Origin of the sequence: Streptomyces sp. P9-A4 (assembly GCF_036634195.1) — a bacterium.
GTDB lineage: Bacteria > Actinomycetota > Actinomycetes > Streptomycetales > Streptomycetaceae > Streptomyces.
The window spans coordinates 5826611-5845448 of sequence record NZ_JAZIFY010000001.1 but is presented as its reverse complement, the minus strand read 5'-3'; the positions used below and the strand labels follow the sequence as shown (position 1 = coordinate 5845448).

Here is an 18838-nt window from a genome sequence, read left to right as displayed (position 1 = left end):
CGTGGAACCCCGCCCTCCCGGAGGGCTCCGCCCGGGACAACCGCGAGATCACGTCACCCGCGGCTCAGTGCGTCGCGTCCGTCGGCGCGCCGTCCAGTCCCAGGCGGCGGGCGTCGCGCTCCGGCCTGATCGACATCAGAGCCAGCGCACCTGCCACGAGCATCACCGCGGCGGCGATGAGGAACGCCCTGGTGTAGCCGTCGGCGGGAGAGTCGGCCGCGTCGATGAGGTGGCCTGTCAGCAGGGGGGCGACGAGGCCGGGCAGGGTGCCCAGTCCGGCGACGATGCCGAAGACGGCGCCGCGCCGCGCGGTGGGCACGACCTCCGCCACGGTCATGTAGTGCAGGGGAATGGCGATGGCGACCGTACCGAAGGCCAGTCCGATCAGGACCAGCCGGGCCGCGGTGGCCTCGACGAACGGGAAGGCGGCCATCGCTCCGCCCGCGACGCACACCGCGAGGCTCTGGGCCGCCCCGCTCGACCAGCGGCTGCTGATGCCGCGCGCCTTGAGCGCGTCCACGACCGGGGAGACGGTGAGCAGCAGGACCAGCCCGAAACCGGAGACGACGCTGATGGTGGTCGCGACGGACTCCGCCGACATGTCCAGCTCGGTCCTGAGATAGGCGGGCAGCCACGCATGGCTGAGGGACAGCGCCCATGCCGCGCCGAACGCGCTGGAGATGCTGCCGAGGACGGTGCCGGTCGACAGCAGCCTGCGGTACGGCAGTCGGGGACTCGCACCGTCCACGGCACCGGCACCCTCTACGACAACAGCACCGGCACGGCCCCCGCCCCCCGCCCGCGCCTGGTCGTACGGGCCGTCGTGCCCGATCCGCCACCACACCAGCGCCCACACCGCGCTGACGGCGGCGAGGACGCCGTACGCCGAGCGCCAGCCGAAGTCCTCGATGAGCCAGCTCACCAGCGGGGCCGCCAGGAGCGTGCCCAGCGCCGCCCCGCCGATCTGGAGGGCCGAGGGCAGGGCGCGGCGCTCGGGCGGGAACCACTTGTACAGCGCGTGCATGGACATGGAGGCCGCCGGCCCCTCGGCCGCGCCGAGCAGGATGCGGCCGGCGAGCAGGGTGGTCACCGAGGCCATGGCCAGGACGGGTAGCTGGGCGACGGACCACAGCAGCGTCATACCGAAGAGCAGGACGCGGCTGGAGAGGCGGGTGGAGAACAAGCCTACGAGCAGTCCGGAGAGGCTGAAGAGGAAGTAGAAGGAGCTGGAGATCAGGCCGTAGGTGCTGTTGCTGAGGCCCAGCTCCTCCATGATCGGGACGGCGGCGAGGCCGAGGACCGATTTGTCGGCGAAGTTGATCACCATGAACGTCACGATCATGGCGGTGACCAGCCAGGCGCGGCGGCGGTCGGGAGCGGGGACGAGGGCCGGGGCGGGGGCGTCGGTGTGCCGCGACTGCGCGGCGGTGTGCGGTGCCATGGGGCGACTCCTGCGGATGCGGGTGGGGCAGGGGGGTCGTGCGGGTGGGCGGTTTCCCCGTGACCGCGGGCCCCTGGCTGCGGGGCCCGCGGTGCCGGCCCCCGACTGCGAGGGCCCGCGGTGCCGCCCGGGCACCAAGGGGTCGGTCAGAACAGGCCCTTGGCGATGGCGTTCTTGTGGATCTCGGTGGTGCCGGTGACGATCCGGAACATGCGCAGGCTGCGGAAGATCTGCTCGACCTCGTTGCCGCGGGTCAGCCCGGCCTTGCCGTGGATCTGTACGGCCTGGTCGGCGACGCGGAAGGCCGCCTCGGAGGTGAACAGCTTGCACATGTTGGCCTCGACGGAGACGTTGGCGCCCCGGTCGGCCTCGGCGGCGGTGGTCATGACCATCGCACGGGCGGCGTAGATCTCCGTCGCCATCTCGGCGATCTTGTGGTGGATCGCCTGGTGGGCCAGGAGCGGCTGCCCGAAGACGACCCGGTTCATGGCGTACTCCAGCGACAGGTCCCAGGCGCGGCGGGCGGCGCCGATCAGCGACGGGCAGTGCAGCAGGCGGTTGAGGGTGATCCGGCCGATGCCGATGCGCAGGCCCTGGCCGATCTCGCCGAGGAGGTTCGCCGCCGGGATCCGGCAGTCCTCGAAGACGAGGTCGCCCTCCATCTGCTGCCCGGACATGGGGACTTCGCCCTCCAGGACGGTGCAGCCGGGGGTGTCCAGGTCGACGAGGAAGGCGCTGTACGACTCCTCCTCGCCGGCCATGCGGGCGACGACGATCGCGAAGTCCGCGAAGGGTGCGGCGGAACTGAACACCTTCTTGCCGTTGAGGACGTAGCCGTCCCCGTCCGGGGTGGCGGTGGTCGTCATCCGGCGTACGTCGGAGCCCGCGTCCTCCTCGGTGATGGAGAAGCAGCACGCCCGCTCGCCCCGGACGACGGGCATCAGATAGCGCTCGCGCTGGTCCTCGGTGGCGTACTTCACGATCGCGCCGACGCGCAGCGGGCCGCCCATGTCGCCGAGCACCGAGTGCGAGAGCGCGGCGCCGGAAGCGGTCAACTCCTCTTTGAGTGCGCAGAGTTCGTAGAAGCTCAGGCCCTGGCCGCCCAGTTCCGGCGGCAGGCTGATGCCGTAGAAGCCGAGCTCCGCGCTGCGCTTCCAGACATGTTCGAGGGTGGTGCGGTCGAGCTTGGTCTCCGCGGTGATGCCGTGCTCGCGTTCGTACGGGATGAGCTCGTCACGCAGGTAGGAGCGCAGCCGGACGACGAGGTCCTGGAGGCGCGGGTTGTCGTCGTAGGAGGGTTCGAGGGTGAAAGGCATGCCGGGGGTCCTGTTCAGTTGACGCGGCGCTCGGCGCCCGCCCAGTAGGGGTCGCGGATCGCACGGCGGTCGATCTTGCCGTTGGGGTTGTGGGGCAGTGCGGGGACGAAGTCGACCGAGCGGGGCTTCTTCATGCGGGCCAGGCGCTCGGCGCAGAAGTCGACGAGCCCGGTCTCGGTGAGGGTGGCGCCGTCGCGGGCCACGACGACCGCCTTGACGGCCTCGCCCCACTGCTCGTCCGGGACGCCGACGACGGCCGCCTCGTAGACGTCGGGGTGCTGGTGCAGGACGGACTCGACCTCGACGGCGTAGATGTTGAACCCGCCGGAGACGATCATGTCCTTCTTGCGGTCGACGATGAAGACGTATCCGTCGGCGCGGCGGCGGGCGAGGTCGCCGGTGAGGAACCAGCCGTCGCGGAAGCTCTCCGCGGTGAGGTCCGGCTCGTTGTGGTAGCCCGGCACGACATCGGGCCCGCGTACGGCGATCTCTCCGATCTCCCCGTCGGGTACGGGAGTTCCGGCGTCGTCGACGACGGCGACCTCGGCCTCGGCGAGCGGCCGTCCGCAGGACAGCAGCAGCTCCTCGTCCTCGCCGTCGATCGCCCGCCGGTGGTCCTCGGTGGAGAGGAACAGAACGCCGGAGGTGGTCTCGCCGCACCCGTACCCCTGGGAGAGGACGGGTCCGAAGAGCTCCCAGGCGGCCCTGATGCGGGCAGCCGACATCGGCGCGGCGCCGTAGATCAGCTGCCGGAGGCTGGAGAGGTCGTAGTCGCGGGCGTTCGGCAGCGCGAGGACGGTGTTGACCATCGTCGGCACGACGAAGGCGTGGGTGGCGCGCTCGCGCTGGACGGTGGCGAGGAACGTCTCGGCGTCCCAGCCCGGCATCACGATCGCCCGGCCGCCGGCGAAGAAGATCCCCATCAGCGGCATGCCGGAGGCGTGGGTGACGGGTCCGGCAAGGACCTGCGCCGCACCGGGACCCACCCGCGTGTCGGCGCTCATCACCGACTTGCGCATCAGCGCGAGGCGGTTGCCGTACGTCTGGACCGCCGCCTTCAGCTTGCCGGTGGAGCCCGAGGTGAAGTGCAGTACGGCGATGTCGTCCTCGGCGGACTCCGTGTCGACGGGTTCCGGCTCGGTGTCCGAGAGGGTCTCGGCGTAGCCAGGACCGAGATCGCTCGGGCCGTCGTAGCCGAGGACGGCCCTGACCCCCGTGCCGGGCACCGCGGCGCGGGCGATGTCCAGGTGCGCGGCGTCCGTCAGGAGGACGGCCGCGTCGGACTCGGCGAGCAGATGGGCCACTTCGGCGGCGCCGAGCCTGGCGTTGATCGGTGCTCGGGCCAGGCCGGCCTTGTAGAGGGCGACTTCCGTGACGACCAGTTCCGCGCGGTTGGCCGCGAGGGTCGCCACGCGGTCGCCCCGGTTCAGGCCGAGTGCGCGCAGAGCGGTCGCGAGCCGGTCGCTGTGGTCGTCGAGCTCCGCGTACGTCAGCCGGGCGGGTCCGCAGACCACGGCCTCGGCATCGGGTTGGTGGCCGGCAGTCCGGCGTACGTACCGCCCGAGGTTCATCACATCTCCAGAGTTTCCGAACGCTGTGTCTGATAACAAGCTTGGTGTCCGGCAACGTAAAGGCAGCGTTAGGGTCAGGTCAACGGTTCGGAGGAGATGAGAACGAAGTGGACATGAAGCCCGCGGGAGACCGCCGCGTCCGCAGGACGCGGGCCGCACTGCGCCAGGCCCTGGTCGAACTGGTCCTGCAGAAGGGGTTCCACGCGGTCACGGTCGAGGAGATCACCGAGCGCGCCGACATCGGCCGCGCCACCTTCTACGCGCACTACCGCGACAAGGAGGACCTGCTGGTCGGCATCGTCCGCGACCTCGGCGAGGACCGCGAACGCCTCTTGCCGGCGATCCGGCAGGCGCACGCGGAGGGGTTCACCGGACTGCCGGTGAAGTACATCTTCGAACACGCCGAGCAGGAGAAGCCCGTCTACCAGGTCATTCTGCGGGGCGAGGGCGACGGCCGGGCCCTGCGCGAGTTCGCGGACCTGCTCCGCACCCACGCCGAAGCCGTCTTCCGCGCGCGGGTCGAGCAGCTCGGGGTGACACCGAGGATCCCGCTGGACGTCGTCGCACGGGCCTGGACCGGAGAACTCATCGCCCTGCTCACCTGGTGGGTGGAGAACGACACCGGCTACGGCGCCGCCGAGATCACCGCCCACCTGCGGGACCTTTCGGTCTACGGCCGCGTCTGGGCCACCGGACTCACCCCGTCCGACGCACCGGGGGCCCTCGACCTCACCCCCTGAGCCGACCCGGCCCGCACGCGAGGGCCTTCGCCCCCGCCGCCACACCTCTGGTCGAGTTACCGAACACTGTGTACGGTAACTCGACCGGAAGGCGCATGCCTGGCAGGCACGTGACCGGCAGGCACGCGACCGGCAGATGCGTGCCCGGCAGGCACAGGACCGGGCACGTGACCGGCAGCCGCATGTCCGGCAGGCGCAGGACTGAAGAGCGGAGCGGACGCATGACAGGCATTCCCTCGTTGGCCGACCTCGTCTGGGCGCGGGGATACACCGATCCCACCTGGGCCCGACGGCACACGACCTCGGGCCGGGAACTCATTCCGAGCCGCCGTGTCTGGCGGGGCTCCGGCGGCGCCTCCCCGCTGCCCGCCGCACCGGCCGGCGCCCTCGACGGCCTCACCTTCACCGGGCCGCACGGCCGGTCCTTCACCCTCGCGGAGCTCCTCGCCCTGGCGGAGACCGACGCACTGCTCGTCATGCACCGCGGCGCCCTCGTCCACGAGGAGTACCTGCACGGCTACGAGTCCCATGTCCCGCACTTCAACGCCTCCGCCGCGAAGTCCTACCTGGGCCTGCTCGCCGCGGTCCTCGCCCATGACGGACAGCTCGCCCGCGACGCGCGGGTCACGAAGTACGTCCCCGAACTCGCCGGCACCGCCTTCGGGGAGGCCCGGGTCGACGACCTGCTCCACATGGGCACCCTGATGAGCTACGCGGGCCGCGCGTACGACAAGGCGCTCGAAGCGCAGCGGTACTTCGCCGTCCTCGCCCCCCAACTGCGCCCCTACGGGTACGCCGGGCCCGCCACGATCCGCGAACACCTCGCCACCGCACGGGCGACCGGCGAGCCCGGCACCGAGTTCCGCTACGAGAACGGCAACGCCGAAGCCCTCGCGGAAGTCCTGCGCCGCGTCACCGGCACCACCACCTCGGCGCTGCTGTCCGAGACGATCTGGTCCCGCATCGGCGCCGAGGAGGACGCGTACTACCTCCTCGACGCGGACGGGACCGAGGCCGCCGCCGGCGGGTTCAGCGCCACCGCCCGCGACCTGGCCCGTCTCGGCGAGATGATCCGCTGCGGCGGCGCGATCGGCGACCGCCAGATCGTCCCCGAGGCCGTCGCCACCACGATCGTCTCGGGCGTGCCCGACGGCTACGCCCGTCGCGTCCGCTTCCCCGCCGCTCCCGCCGACGCGCCGGCCACGCTCTCGTACCACGACCTGTGGTGGATCCCGAACGACCCCTACGGTTCCTTCATGGCCAGCGGCATCCACGGCCAGCGCCTGTTCATCTCCCCCGCACTCGACCTGGTGATCGTCCACTACGCCTCCCAGGTCGTCTCCCCGGCCGTCCCCCAGGCGCCCCTGGTACAGGCGTTCCTCCAGATCGGCACCCGCCTCCAGGGGTGACCGGCCCAGCGAGCCCGGGCCGTTCGAGGAGATCATCGCCGCGAGGTCGTCCCACCGCTGATGGGTCTGCGGGCCGCCCCGCCCCGCGGAGAGGGGCGGCGTCCCTGGGCGACCTCGCCCGTCACCGGTTCGTGGTCACGCGTCCCAGGTGACCGGGAGGCTCTTCACCCCGTAGATGTCCGCGGTCTCCGGGCGCAGGGCGACCTCCTCGGCCGGTACGGCCAGGCGCAGCGTGGGGAAGCGGTCGAGCAGCGCGGCGAAGGCGACCCGCATCTCGACGCGGGCCAGCTGGTGGCCCAGACACAGGTGGATGCCGTGGCCGAAGGCCAGGTGTCCGCCGTCCTGCCGCTGGAGGTCGAGTACGTGGGGGTCGGTGAAGCGCTCGGGGTCGTGGTCGGCCATGTGGTAGGAGAGGACGACCGTCGTACCGGCCTCGATGGTCTGCCCGCCCACCTCGACGTCCTCCAGCGCCGTCCTCATGAACGACTTGGCGACGCTGAGGTACCGCAGCAGCTCCTCCACGGCCGGGTCGATGAGCTGGGGATCGGCGCGCAGCGCGGCCAGCTGCTCCGGGTTCCGCAGGAGCGCGAAGGTGCCGAGGGACAGCATGTTCGCGGTGGTGTCGAACCCGGCCGCCAGCAGGATGAGGCTGATCCCCTTCAGTTCCTCGTCGGTCAGATCGCTGTCGGTGAGCTCGCTGAGCACGTCGTCGGTGGGGTTCGCGCGCTTGGCGGCCACCAGCTGGGCGAGGTACTCCTGGGTCGCGGTGTAGGCCGCGATCAGCTCCTCGTCGCTCGTCGCGCCGCCCATGAACTTGTCGATCTGTTCCTGGAACAAGTCCCGGTCCTCGTACGGGACGCCCAGCAGCTCACAGATGATGATCGTGGGGATGGGCTTGGCGAACGCGGTCACGAGGTCCGCCGACGGCCCCGCCTGCTCCATGGCGTCCAGGCACTCGGCGGTGATCTGCTCGACGCGCTCGGTGAGCAGGCGCATCCGGCGTGCGGTGAACTTGCCCACCAGGGGCTTCCGGTAGCGGCTGTGCTGCGGCTCGTCCATGAGCAGGAACTCGCCGGGCGGCGCCGGCGGAAGCTCGAAGTCGACCACGTTCATCAGCTCCTTGCGCGAGCTGAACCGCGGGTCGGCCAGGACCGACCTGACCAGGTCGTATCCGGTGATCAGCCAGCCGGGCTTCCCGCCGGGGTGGGTGTAGCGGCTGATGGGGCCGTGGCTGCGGGCGTCGACCAGCTCCGCCGGCGGGTCGAAGGGGCAGCCGGGCCGACGCTCCGTCGGCAGCGCCGTGACGGTGTACGGGGACTCACTCATGGCCATTCCTCACTTCGCGTCAGTACACGTTTACACAACTTGAAAGCTACGGCGCTCCCGGAAGCTCCGTCAATCATGGATTCACGTAACTCCAGGTCAGGAGCGAGGAATTGATGCAATGATGCTGCAACCGAACGCAACGCTTCGTTGCAATGAATGACGACGAAGGCAATGCCCGACGCCGGTGGGCGTCACGGTCGCGTTGCCCGCCGGGCCGGCCCTCGTCGAGACCCCTCAGGACGTCGGGCTCCGACGGTGCGGGAGGGTTCAGAACTTCTCCGGGGGGCAGATCAGCGCGGCTACCAGACAGCCGACGAGGCAGACGGCGACGATCCGTTGATGTGACCGTGATGCTCCCCCGCCCGGATTTGACGGGCCGTTGACAGCCGTCACCCAACGCCCTTCAGAAGGCCGTCAATTCGGCCTTCCGGTGCCGCCGGCAGCTCCCCCAGCGCCTAGATTCGAATGGGAATGCCTTCTGGCCGGCGGCAGCTTCGAGGAACTCGTCGAAGCCGGTGAGCCTCGCATCGGCCAGGAACCTCGCTCCGGCTTACCCGATGAGGCCGAGCGGATGGCGATACGCCGAGGCGAACGGTTCGACGTTGTCACCTTCGTTGGCGCATTGCGACCTCACGCCGTACGGCCCTTCGGCCGTATGGCATTTTCTTGCGTACGGCGCATGCGGTACCGCAGCCGGATCAGTCGCTGACGCCCCTCGATCCCACGCAAGGACGGCCGAGATGACACATGGACCAGACCTGCCCGAAGGCGCGCGCAGGGTTCCTTACGAGTCCCCGGGCCTGCCGGATCATCGGAGTCCGCTGCGGTTCCTGTGGTGGCTGACGACAAGTCAGTACAGGCGGGTACTGCTCGGCACTCTATGGGGCAGTACGTGGATGTGTGCGCTCATGCTTCCGCCGTACCTGTTGTCGAAGACGATCGACGAGGGGCTCAAGGCGCGGGACACCGGGATGCTGCTCCTCTGGATCGGAGCCGTGGTCGTCACCGGGGCCGGGACAGCGATCCTCGGCATCCTGCGGCACCGCACCATGACGCGCATCCGTGTGGACGCGGCCTACCGGACGGTCCAGGTCGTCACGCGCCACGTCACCCGGCTGGGGTCGGCGCTGCCCCGACAGGTGTCTGCGGGTGAGCTCACACACCTCCAAGCCGGCGACATCAGCAGGATCGCCCAGACACTGACCATCACCGGACCCGGCGTAGGTGCGGTCATCGCGTATGCCGCAACGGCCGTCCTGCTGGTCCGGATCTCGGCCGTCATCGCCGTGGTGGTCCTTCTCGGCGTCCCGGCCCTGGCCCTGACCGTCGGCCCTTTGCTGGGAAAGCTGCACGGCGCCGAAAGCCGCTACCGGGAGGACCAGGGTGCTCTGACCTCTCTCGCCGGCGACATGGTGGCCGGCCTGAGCGTCCTCAACGGGATCGGCGGCAAGCCCCTGTTCGCCGGGCGGTACCGGGAACGCTCCCAGGCTCTGGTCCCCCTCGGATACCGCGTCGCTGCCATCACCAGCTGGGTCCAGGCACTCACCGCGTGCCTGCCCATGGTCTTCCTCGCCGTGGTGACGTGGATCAGCGCGCGGATGGCGGCCGGTGGGGCCATCACCGTAGGTGAGCTGGTGGCGGTCTACGGATATGTCGCCGCTCTGCTGGTACCCGTCTCATCCTTGATCGAAGGGGCGGATGACCTGCCGCGCGGGCTCGTCTCCGCACGGCGGGTGGTCGACATCCTGGCGCTCGCGCCGGCTCCCGAGGAGCACCGGACCCGGCTCGACCCCCCAGCCGCTCCCGGCCTGCTGCACGACCCTGTATCGGGCCTGGTGGTGGCCCCGGGGAAAGTGACGGCTCTGGTCGGTGCCCGTCCCGACGAGCCGCGCGCCGTGGTGGACCGGCTGGCCGGCTACACGGACTCCGAGGCCTCCTGGGGGGACCTCAAGCTGTCCGACTGGGACCGCGCGGCTCTCAGGCGGCACATTCTGCTCACGGACAACGATGCCTATGTGTTCCCGGGCCCCCTGCGTTCCGTCGTCTCCGGCAGCACCGGCCCCTGCGACGAGGACATCCGGCGGGCGCTGCACGCCGCCGCGGCGGAGGACCTCATCGACGCGCTCCCCGACGGGCTCGACACCCGCCTGGAGAATCAGGCCCGCAACGTCTCGGGAGGACAGCGCCAACGGCTGCAGCTGACGCGGGCCCTGCTCGCGGATCCGGCGGTGCTCCTGCTCGTAGAACCGACGTCGGCACTGGACGCGCACACGGAGGCAACCGTTGCCGCCCGGGTGGCAGCTCACCGGCACGGGCGGACCACCCTCGTCGTCAGCACATCGCCGCTCGTGCTCGGCCGGGCCGACGAAGTCGCCTACCTCGTGAACGGCCGGGTGCAGGCGACCGGTACGCACGGAGAGCTCCTCGCCGAACAGCCGGGATACGCGGCACTGGTGTTCCGCGGCAGCACCGAGATCCCTGGCGAAGCCGCCGTGGCACAGCCCGTGGAAGGACAGTCCCGATGAGCAGGTCCAACAAGACGCCCCGCCTGCCGATCGCCGATGCCAGGACGGTTCGCCAGGCCGGCTGGCAGCTGTTGAGGGACGACTCGGGCGCCGTCTGCGCGATGCTGCTGCTGACGTGCCTTGCCGCGCTCGCCGGCGCGGCCGGTCCCTGGCTCCTCGGCCGCATCGTGACCAGGGTCGAGTCCGGTGACCTGTCCGTCTCCGCAGTCGACGGACTGGCCGCGGCGGTTCTGGGCTTCTCGGCGGCCCGATTGGTGTTGTCGCGCTATGCGCGAGGTCTCTCCCATCGCTTCGGCGAGCGCGCGCTCGCCAGGCTCCGCGAGGAGGTCGTCGACCGCACCCTCTCGCTGCCGGGGCGTGTCGCGGACGAGGTGAGCACCGGTGATCTGGTCACCCGTACCACCCTGGACGTCTCGACGGTCGCGGCCACGCTGCGCAATGCGGCTCCGGACATGTTCATCGCCGGAATCCAGGTCGTGTTCATCTTCGCCGCGGTCTTCCTCCTCGATCCGCTGCTCGGTCTCTGCTCGGTCGTGGGACTGCCACTCGTGTGGGGCGTGAGCCGCTGGTACCTCGCGCGCGCCCGCGACGCCTACCTCGCCGAGGGAGCGGCCGCCGGCGATGTCTCCGAGATCCTCAACTCCACCGCGCACGGCGCCCGTACCGTCGAGGCCTACGGGCTGCGCGAACTGCAGAACAGCACCCTCGACAAGGCCATCGACACCACCTACCGCGCCGGCATGCGCACCCTCTCCCTACGGACGGTGCTGTTCCCGGTCACCGAGTTCGCGCACACGCTGCCCATGGCGCTCATCCTGCTCGTGGGCGGGTTCGGCTACCTCAACGGCGCGATCTCCCTGGGAGTCGTGGTGGCGGGCAGCCTGTACATGTGGCAGCTGGTCGACCCGCTCAACCAGATGCTCATCTGGGTCGAACAACTGCAGCGCAGCGGCGCCTCGTTCGCCCGCATCAAGGGTGTCGGACTGGTGTCGCACACAGCTGACGCTCCTGTGCCGGCCCCTGTGGACGACCTCATCGAGGTCAAGGGCGTGGGGTATTCCTACGTCCCCGGGCACGAGATCCTCAAGGACGTAGAGCTGCTGGTCCGTCCCGGTGAACGGCTGGCGGTGGTCGGCCGTTCAGGAGCCGGCAAGTCCACCCTCGGCAAGTTGCTGTCCGGTGTGGACGTCCCTGACACCGGCCACGTCCTGGTCGGCGGCGTGCCCGTCGCCGACCAGGCCGCGGCGGGCGAACTGGGCAACCGCATCGTCCTCATCACGCAACAGCACCACGTGTTCATGGGCACCCTTCGCGACAACATGACCATGGCCGCGCCCGAAGCCGACGACGAGGCGGTCCTCGCGGCCCTGAGGTCGGTGGAGGCGGACTGGGTGGCCGAACTGCCGGAGGGCCTGGACACCCCGCTGGGCTCAGGCGGAGTCGAACTGGAGGCCGCCCAGGCACAGCAGCTCACCCTGGCCAGGGTGCTTCTGGCGGACCCGCACACCCTGATCCTGGACGAGGCCACGTCACTGCTCGACCCGACGACGGCCCGGCAGGCGGAGCGGGCAGTGGCCGCCGTCCGGTCGGACCGCACTGTCATCGCCATCGCCCACCGGCTGCAGACCGCACACGACGCCGATCGCATCGCCGTCATGGAGTCCGGCCGCATCGTCGAGCTGGGCACCCACGACGAGTTGGTCGGCGCGGGCGGACCGTACTCAGATCTGTGGCGGTCGTGGAACGGCGAAAGCTGAGTCTTCGGCACGGCGTACGCCCCTGGGAGTCCGCTCCCCGGGGGCGTACCCGCTTCTGCTCCCCGTCTGCTCCCCTGGCCCGCCCATCCGAGAACGACGTGAAGGAACTCGGTTGTACACACCCCCGCCCCTGCGCTGGCACGGGCTCGTCGAAACCCTGCTGTGCTCATCGCGGGAATCAGTACCGCTCTCCGGTGGAGCACGGCTGGACTGAAGAGAGCGGGAGGCGGTCGGAGTGTCCGAGTTCGAGCCGCTCGACCGGAAGGAGCGCGCTCTGCGCGCCGAGGCGGAGGTCCTGGACAAGGAGTCCGCCGAGATCAGTCGGCGCCAGGACGCGGTGGAGGCGAACCTGCAGCGCGTCGCCGACGCTCGTGCGATCTTGCAACAGCTCGTCGCGGAGGATCCCGCCCCGCCGCGTGCTGATGCGCGCGGACGACGGTGGAGTCCACCGAGATGTCCCAGTCAATCTCACCCGCCGCGACGGCTACGGCCTGGACCTGCTGGAGCAGACGCTCCCACGTCCCGTCGGCGGACCACAGCCGGTGGCGCTCGTAGACGGTTTTCCACGGGCCGAACCGTTCAGGCAGGTCACGCCAGTGAATGCCGGTCCGTATCCGGTGCAGCATCCCGTCGATCACCTGTCGGTGATCACGCCACCTGCCGCACCGGCCGTTGCTGGCCGGCAGGAACGGCCGTAGTCGTTCCCACTCGGCATCCGTCAGATCACCCCGCTCCATGTCCGTACGAACGATCACAGCAAGGCTCAGTCGCGTGAACGCGCGAACGACAGCGGCGGGAACTGACAACGCCGCAGCCTGGCGGCAAGCTCTGTTCAACGTCCCGGATGGAGGTGCCCAAGCGGTCGACAGCATCACGAAGATCCCGCTCGCCCCGCGGGGCGTCCGTTACCGGCCGGCGTCCGCGCACGACCTGCTGCGCCGCGATCTCACGGTGTACGGACTCGGCGGCCTCGTCCTGCCCTTCCTCGGCGTCAAGCTGATCGACCTGATCGTCCCGGCCGCCCCCGGTCCGGGGTGACATCCCATCAGGGAGGCGTCAGGGAAAGCCCGTCGGCCTTGTTCCTCCCCCGCCGCTCGGGTTCGATGGAGCACATGAACAGCGCATGGCTCCTGCTCGACCGGCCGCCTCATCGGGCGTCCCGTCGTGAGCCCCGCTGTCCGGAGACCGCAGCCCGCCGCTGACCGTCTCCGGCGCTGCCACGGGGCGTCGTGACATCACTGTCCGACGCCCCGTCCTCGTACCCGGGTACCGAGCACCGGAGTACTCGGGTACCCGAAATCACCCATCACCCTTGAGGGATTGACCAGTCATGCCCGTGTCCGTATCCGACCTCTCCTCCCGCACCGTCCTGGTGACCGGCGCCACCTCCGGCATCGGTCACCAGACCGCCCGGCTGCTCGCCGAGCGCGGCGCCACCGTCCTCGTCCACGGCCGGACCGCCGAGGAGGCGCTCGCCGCCACCGACCGGCTCGTCACCCTCGCCGGGGTCGACGCCGCCCGGCTGTGCGCGTTCGGCGCGGACTTCACCCGCCTGGAGGAGGTCGAACACCTCGCCGCCCGGGTCCTGGCCGAGCACCCGCTGCTCGACGTGCTCGTCAACAACGCCGGCATGGCCGCCCCGGAGCGTCACACGGTCACGACCGACGGCAACGAGATCGCCTTCCAGGTCAACTTCCTCGCCCACTACCTGCTCACGCACCTGCTCGAACCCGCGCTGACCAGCGACCCCGGCGGCCGGGTCGTCAACGTCTCCTCGGCGCTCCACCGCACCGGCTCCATCCAGTGGAACGACCCGAACCGGGTCCGCCGTTACTCCCGTCTCGCCGCCTACGCCCAGTCGCAGCTGGCCCTGACCGTCTTCGCCGCCGATCCGCGCGTGACGGCCGTCTCCGTCCACCCCGGCATCTGCACCACCAGCCTCCTCCCCCTCTACGCACACGAGGGGGTCGCCCCGGCCGAGGGCGCCGCCCACGTCGTACGGCTCTGCGACCCGGCCGTCGAGATCGTCAACGGCGCCTACTACGACCGCGATCGGCGCGTCGCCCCTGCGGCCGTCGCCTCCGAGACGCGCACGGTCAAGCGCCTCAGCAAGCTCGCCGACCTCCTCGTCGGACAGAGCTCCTGAGGCACCGGACCGCCTGAAGAACCGGAACGCCCGCAGGAGGCACCCGACATGTCCAAGCGCGCACGCAAGAAAAGGGCCCGCCGCAAGAAGGCGGCGAACCACGGCCGCAGGGCCGGCCAGCACTGACCCACGGGGCGGCCCGCTCCACGGCGGGCCGCCCCGTCCCCCTCCGCCCGTCCCCACCTTCCCGCCCGTCCCCACCTTCCCGCCCGTCCCCACCTTCCCGCCCGGCCCGTCTTCCCCGCCCGGCCCCGCCCGTCCCATGCCCCCCAACCACCTCCCCCGTCCGCCTCGATCCACCGCCGTCCTTCCGCGCCAGGAGGCCCCCGTGATCCCCCACGCGTCCCACCAACCCCCCGCCCCCGCCCGCGTGTTCCTCTCCGGCGCGCCCGGCACCGGGGCCCTCGCCGAGCACGTCCTCACCACCGGCCACGGCCGGTGGTGGACCGACCGCGTCAAGGAGCCGCGCGTGGTGGCCGTGACGTGCGGCGGACACGCCCTCCTGGCCGGCGACCCCAGCGCCGTGTCACCGGACCAGCTCGCCCCGCTCGCCGGGCACCACGTCGAATCCCCGGGCCGCTTCGTGCCCGTGCTCGGCGCGGCCTTCGACCACCTCCACCCGTGGGAGCGGATGCTCTACGTCCACAGCGCCGCCGCGGTCACTCCCCGCGTACCCCGTGGGGTGACCGTGCGCCGTCTCTCCCTCGCGGACGCCCCCGCGCTCGCCGCGCTCGACCCGTCCACGGCCCGGATCCACGACACCTGGGGCGGCCCCGCCGCCCTCTCGGCGTCCGGACTGGCCTGGGCCGCCTTCCGCCGGAACCGTGTGCTCGCCGTGGCCTGCACCCGCTTCCTCGGCAACCGCTACGAGGACGTCGCCTGCGTCACCGCCCCCGACGAGCGCCGCGACCACCTCGCCCTGGCCTGCCTCACCGGACTGACCTCGGACATCGCGACACGCGGACACCGCGCCAGCTGGACCTGTTCCCGCGACGACCGCCCCAGCCGGCTCCTCGCCTGGACGGCGGGCTTCCGGCTTGCCCACGAGTACGTCCATCATGTGGCCGGACCCGTCAGCCAGGCGTCAAAGTTGGCCGAGGCCGCATAGGGACCCCGTCAAGGCGGACCGGCACCGGCCGCCCGCGGTTCTAGCGTCCGTGCCATGGACCCACGAGCCTCGGAGCCGCGCTCCGTCCCGCCGTCCGACCCCGCGCACCGCGCCGTCCACGACGCCCGGTGGGCCGGCGAGGCGCGGACCGCCGCCGGTTGCGCCGGGCTGCTGCTCGTCCTGTCGCTGACCGTGGACGCCGGGGGCGACGGCCTGACGCTGCCGAGCACACTGCGCTGGATCGCCCTGTCCGTCACGCTCTTCGTGGTCCTGCTGCCCGCCAGGGTCTCCGCCGCACCGGGCCTGATCACCGTCCGGACCTTGTGGGCCCGGCGGACCGTACGTACCGACCGGCTCGCCGCCCTCCGCTGGCCCACCGGGATCGAACAGTGCGTCGACCTGGTCGACATGGCCGGCGGCCGGGCCCGGGTCGAACTCCGGGTCCTCCTCGCGAACCCGTCCCTCTGGCTCCTTCTGGAAGCCGACGCGCGGTTCTCCGCCGCCAACAGCACCCTGCCGACCGGGTCCGACGACCTCGACCGGCTCGCCCGTCGGATCGAAGGGGACACGGCCCGCTCGGTGTTCACGGTCTCCGGTCTGCGCTGACCACGTCGTCGTCCAGCGCGGCGGCGGCCTGCGCCGCCAGATCGACGGCGACGAGGCGCGACTCCAGCGGCGGCGGTACGGCGCCCGCCGCGGGCGTCAGCATGAAGCGGCCCTGATACCGCCCGTGGACGACGGCGCGCAGCTCGATCTCGCCGTCCGGCCAGCCCTGCCGCTCCAGGTCCCAGATCCAGCCGGGCACCGTCACGCTCCCGTCCGCCTCCAGCCGCGGCGGACGCCCGGTGAGCACGCCGTACTCGAAACGACACGCCCGCAGTTCCAGCGCCTCGGTCAGCTCCTGCCGGACCTGCTGGACCACGTCGTCGGAGGACGTACTGGCCCGGGCCACGCGGGTCGTGCCGTGCAGGCGCTCCAGGTGGGAGGCGTCCATGACCGCGACCCGCTTCAGGGTCCGGCCGCGAGCGGCCAGCTGGGACACGATCAGGCCGACGACCAGGAGCAGGACGGCGGTCTCGGCATCGGCCCGGTCCTGGATGTGGAAGCTCTGGTAGGGCTCGGTGTGGAAGAAGTCGAACCACACGGCCGCCGAGACGGCGGCGAGGGCTCCGGCAAGCCGGTTGCCGAGCGCCGACACGGCCACGACGACGACCACGAGCAGCAGCGCGAGGTTCGTGTGCGTGACGCTCGCGCGCAGGGGCAACAGGGCCGCGGCCGTCGCGAACGGGACGAGGGCACCGGCGACGATCGCAACCGTGTCGCGGACGGAGAACCTCATGACCCACCTCACAGGACCGGGCGGCAACCCTCCTTGACTCCAGCCTCCGTCCGGTACGACACGGGAGGCACCGGACGGAGGCCTCTTTGACGAATCCCTGATGAGCCCCACCGGGAAGAGGGATCCGACGAGCCCGGCCAGTCAGCAGCAGCCGTACCCGTACCAGCACCAGCACCAGCACCAGCACCAGCACCAGCACCAGCACCAGCACCAGCACCAGCGGACCCCACCACCCCGACCATCAGCACCGAAAGCGAAGCCTGCACACCACCGCGTTCGTGTCGCGCCGGACCGCATGGGCGACCACCGCGCCCCGCTGGTTCTGCAGCGCACGCTGCCACAGGCGCTCCGGTTCGGCCTCCGGGACGAGGACCGTGACCCGGAGATCCGGACGGGCGGCGGCCAGCTCCCGTACGTACGCGCTGATCGGCCGGCCGAGGGAGCGGCGCTCGGAGGTGAGCCGGACGAGGGGGACGCCCGGGTTCCACAGGGCCCAGTCGCGTTCCAGGGCCTCGGTCCGGTCGCGGTCCTCCGGGTCGTGGTGGCAGACGGTGACCGCGCGGACCTCGTCGCCGAGGGAGACGGCGGCGGTCAGGGCCTCGCTGGTGACCCGGGTCAGGGAGGAGACGGGAACGAGGACGAGGGAGTGCTCGCGGTGCGGGGGCTCCGGAATCCTGCCGACGCCGAGGCGCTCTCCGATCCTCCCGTACGCCCGGTGCACGGTCTCGAAGAGGACGACGAGAAGCGGCAGGGCGACGACGATCAGCCAGGCCCCGTCGTGGAACTTGGTCGCGGTGACGACGACCGCGGAGACGCCGGTGAGCAGCGCGCCGAGGCCGTTGAGGACGGCCTTGCCCCACTGCCGGGTGGCCCGCCAGTGGAGGACCATGCCGGTCTGGGCGAGAGTGAAGCCGACGAAGACGCCGATCGCGAAGAGCGGGACGAGGGTGTTGGTGTCGCCGCCGGAGAGGACGAGCAGTCCTGCCGAGACGACGGCCAGCCACATGACGCCGTGCCGGTGCACCTGGCGGTCGGCCTTGAGGCCGAAGACGTGCGGCACGTAGTTGTCGCGGGCCAGCAGCTTCAGCAGCACGGGCAGACCGCCGAAGGAGGTGTTCGCGGAGAGCGCGAGCAGCACCATGGTGGCGAACTGGACGACGTAGAAGATCGCGTTGTGCCCGAAGGAGGCGTCGGCGAGCTGGGCGAGGACGGTGACGCCCTCGACCGGCTGGAGCCCGAAGCGGGAGATCAGGACGGAGAGTCCGATCAGCATCACGCCGAGCAGCGCGCCGAGCGCGACCTCCGCCCGCATCGCCCGGCGGGCGGCCGGGGCGCGGAAGGACGGGACGGCGTTGGCGATGGCCTCCACGCCGGTGAGGGCGGAGCAGCCTGAGGCGAAGGCCTTGAGGAGGAGGAGCGCGCCGACGGTGGTGGCGTTGTCGGCGAGTACGGAGGCGTGCCCGGCGGAGGTCTCGGTGGAGACGGGCGCGTCGCGGAAGAGGCCGACGGCCACCATGGCGAGGATCGCTCCGACGAACACGGCGGTCGGGACGATGAAGACGCGGGCCGATTCGACGATGCCCCGCAGGTTCACCCCGGTGATCAGGACGAGGACGGCGAGGCAGATCCAGAGCCGGTCCCCGTAGAGGCCGGGGAAGGCGGAGGTGAGGGCGGCGACTCCGGCGGTGACGGCGACGGCCACGTTCAGGAGGTAGTCCAGGACCAGGGAGCCGGCGGCCACCAGGCTGGTCCGGCGCCCGAGGTACGCCTTGGCGACGGCGTACGAACCGCCGCCGTCCGGGAAGGCCGCGATGACCTGGCGGTACGAGGCGACGAGGACCGCGAGCAGCCCGGCGATGGCGAGCGTGACCGGCAGGGTGAAGCCGAGCCCGTGGGCGCCGGCCGCCGTGAGGACCAGGACGATGGCCTCGGGGCCGTACGCCACAGAGGCCATGGCGTCGAGCGAGAGCGCGGCGAGCCCGGTGACGGCGGTCAGTTTGTGGCGCGCGCCGGTATCCGGAGGCTCCTCTGCGGTCGCGGTGGTGCTGTTCTCAGTGGTCGGAGCGGACATGCTGGTGAACTCCCTCGCGGTCAGGTCCGCCCAGAGTGGGCCCGACCGGGCCGGCCGTCGGCGGTCTCTGGCGGGTTCTTGTCGCCGGA

General features: G+C 71.2%; 15 protein-coding genes and 1 pseudogene. 9 read left to right on the top strand and 7 right to left on the bottom strand.

Annotated features, from left to right (window positions below):
* Window positions 1–64: 64 nt before the first annotated feature.
* The 3 genes from V4Y03_RS26350 to V4Y03_RS26340 all read right to left on the bottom strand — a co-directional run bounded on the left by V4Y03_RS26350 (window position 65) and on the right by V4Y03_RS26340 (window position 4328).
* On the bottom strand, window positions 65–1441 hold the full coding sequence (locus V4Y03_RS26350) for an MFS transporter (RefSeq protein ID WP_332436484.1): 1377 nt from the start codon (window positions 1439–1441) through the stop codon (window positions 65–67).
* A 146-nt stretch (window positions 1442–1587) separates the two neighbouring features.
* Complete coding sequence (locus V4Y03_RS26345) at window positions 1588–2757, bottom strand: acyl-CoA dehydrogenase family protein (RefSeq protein WP_332436483.1); 1170 nt, start codon at window positions 2755–2757, stop codon at window positions 1588–1590.
* 14 nt (window positions 2758–2771) lie between these two features.
* Window positions 2772–4328, bottom strand: a complete 1557-nt coding sequence (locus V4Y03_RS26340; RefSeq protein WP_332436482.1) for an acyl-CoA synthetase — start codon at window positions 4326–4328, stop codon at window positions 2772–2774.
* Window positions 4329–4441: 113 nt separating this feature from the next.
* Between V4Y03_RS26340 and V4Y03_RS26335 the strand changes: the two genes are divergently transcribed.
* Window positions 4442–5068: a TetR/AcrR family transcriptional regulator gene (locus tag V4Y03_RS26335; protein WP_442809454.1), complete on the top strand. Its 627-nt coding sequence runs from the start codon at window positions 4442–4444 to the stop codon at window positions 5066–5068.
* Window positions 5069–5289: 221 nt separating this feature from the next.
* A complete protein-coding gene (locus V4Y03_RS26330; RefSeq protein WP_332436481.1) occupies window positions 5290–6477 on the top strand; it encodes a serine hydrolase domain-containing protein in 1188 nt (395 codons plus the stop codon).
* 135 nt (window positions 6478–6612) lie between these two features.
* Here the strand turns inward: V4Y03_RS26330 and V4Y03_RS26325 are convergent, their stop codons facing one another.
* Window positions 6613–7803: a cytochrome P450 gene (locus tag V4Y03_RS26325; RefSeq protein ID WP_332436480.1), complete on the bottom strand. Its 1191-nt coding sequence runs from the start codon at window positions 7801–7803 to the stop codon at window positions 6613–6615.
* A 908-nt stretch (window positions 7804–8711) separates the two neighbouring features.
* Here V4Y03_RS26325 and V4Y03_RS26320 point away from each other — a divergent pair.
* Entirely contained in the window at window positions 8712–10328 is a 1617-nt protein-coding gene (locus V4Y03_RS26320; RefSeq protein WP_332436479.1) for an ABC transporter ATP-binding protein, read from the top strand.
* On the top strand, window positions 10325–12085 hold the full coding sequence (locus V4Y03_RS26315) for an ABC transporter ATP-binding protein (RefSeq protein ID WP_332436478.1): 1761 nt from the start codon (window positions 10325–10327) through the stop codon (window positions 12083–12085). Before V4Y03_RS26320 ends, V4Y03_RS26315 begins: the two co-directional genes overlap by 4 nt.
* 407 nt (window positions 12086–12492) lie before the next feature.
* On the opposite strand, the pseudogene V4Y03_RS26310 reads toward V4Y03_RS26315, so the two are convergent.
* Window positions 12493–12822 (bottom strand): annotated as a pseudogene (locus V4Y03_RS26310) (IS5 family transposase); the annotation flags it as partial.
* Between the two features lie 34 nt (window positions 12823–12856).
* Between V4Y03_RS26310 and V4Y03_RS26305 the strand changes: the two are divergent.
* The 5 genes from V4Y03_RS26305 (at window position 12857) to V4Y03_RS26290 (ending at window position 15945) form a co-directional block, all read left to right on the top strand.
* Window positions 12857–13123: a hypothetical protein gene (locus V4Y03_RS26305; protein ID WP_332437306.1), complete on the top strand. Its 267-nt coding sequence runs from the start codon at window positions 12857–12859 to the stop codon at window positions 13121–13123.
* A 292-nt stretch (window positions 13124–13415) separates the two neighbouring features.
* Window positions 13416–14231 carry an SDR family NAD(P)-dependent oxidoreductase gene (locus tag V4Y03_RS26300; protein ID WP_332436477.1) on the top strand — a complete coding sequence of 272 codons (816 nt, stop codon included), beginning with the start codon at window positions 13416–13418 and terminating at the stop codon, window positions 14229–14231.
* A 48-nt stretch (window positions 14232–14279) separates the two neighbouring features.
* Window positions 14280–14357, top strand: coding sequence for a 50S ribosomal protein bL37 (locus V4Y03_RS33945; RefSeq protein WP_442809455.1), 78 nt, complete (start codon window positions 14280–14282; stop codon window positions 14355–14357).
* A 202-nt stretch (window positions 14358–14559) separates the two neighbouring features.
* Window positions 14560–15339, top strand: coding sequence for a GNAT family N-acetyltransferase (locus V4Y03_RS26295; protein ID WP_332436476.1), 780 nt, complete (start codon window positions 14560–14562; stop codon window positions 15337–15339).
* A 54-nt stretch (window positions 15340–15393) separates the two neighbouring features.
* A complete protein-coding gene (locus V4Y03_RS26290; RefSeq protein WP_332436475.1) occupies window positions 15394–15945 on the top strand; it encodes a hypothetical protein in 552 nt (183 codons plus the stop codon).
* On the opposite strand, the gene V4Y03_RS26285 is transcribed toward V4Y03_RS26290, so the two are convergent.
* Together V4Y03_RS26285 and V4Y03_RS26280 are read right to left on the bottom strand one after the other, a co-directional pair.
* Window positions 15923–16678: a DUF4118 domain-containing protein gene (locus V4Y03_RS26285; protein WP_332436474.1), complete on the bottom strand. Its 756-nt coding sequence runs from the start codon at window positions 16676–16678 to the stop codon at window positions 15923–15925. The genes V4Y03_RS26290 and V4Y03_RS26285 overlap by 23 nt on opposite strands.
* Before the next feature lie 241 nt (window positions 16679–16919).
* The gene (locus V4Y03_RS26280) at window positions 16920–18749 is read right to left on the bottom strand and encodes an APC family permease (protein ID WP_332436473.1); all 1830 of its coding nucleotides are present in this window, start codon (window positions 18747–18749) and stop codon (window positions 16920–16922) included.
* Window positions 18750–18838: the final 89 nt, after the last annotated feature.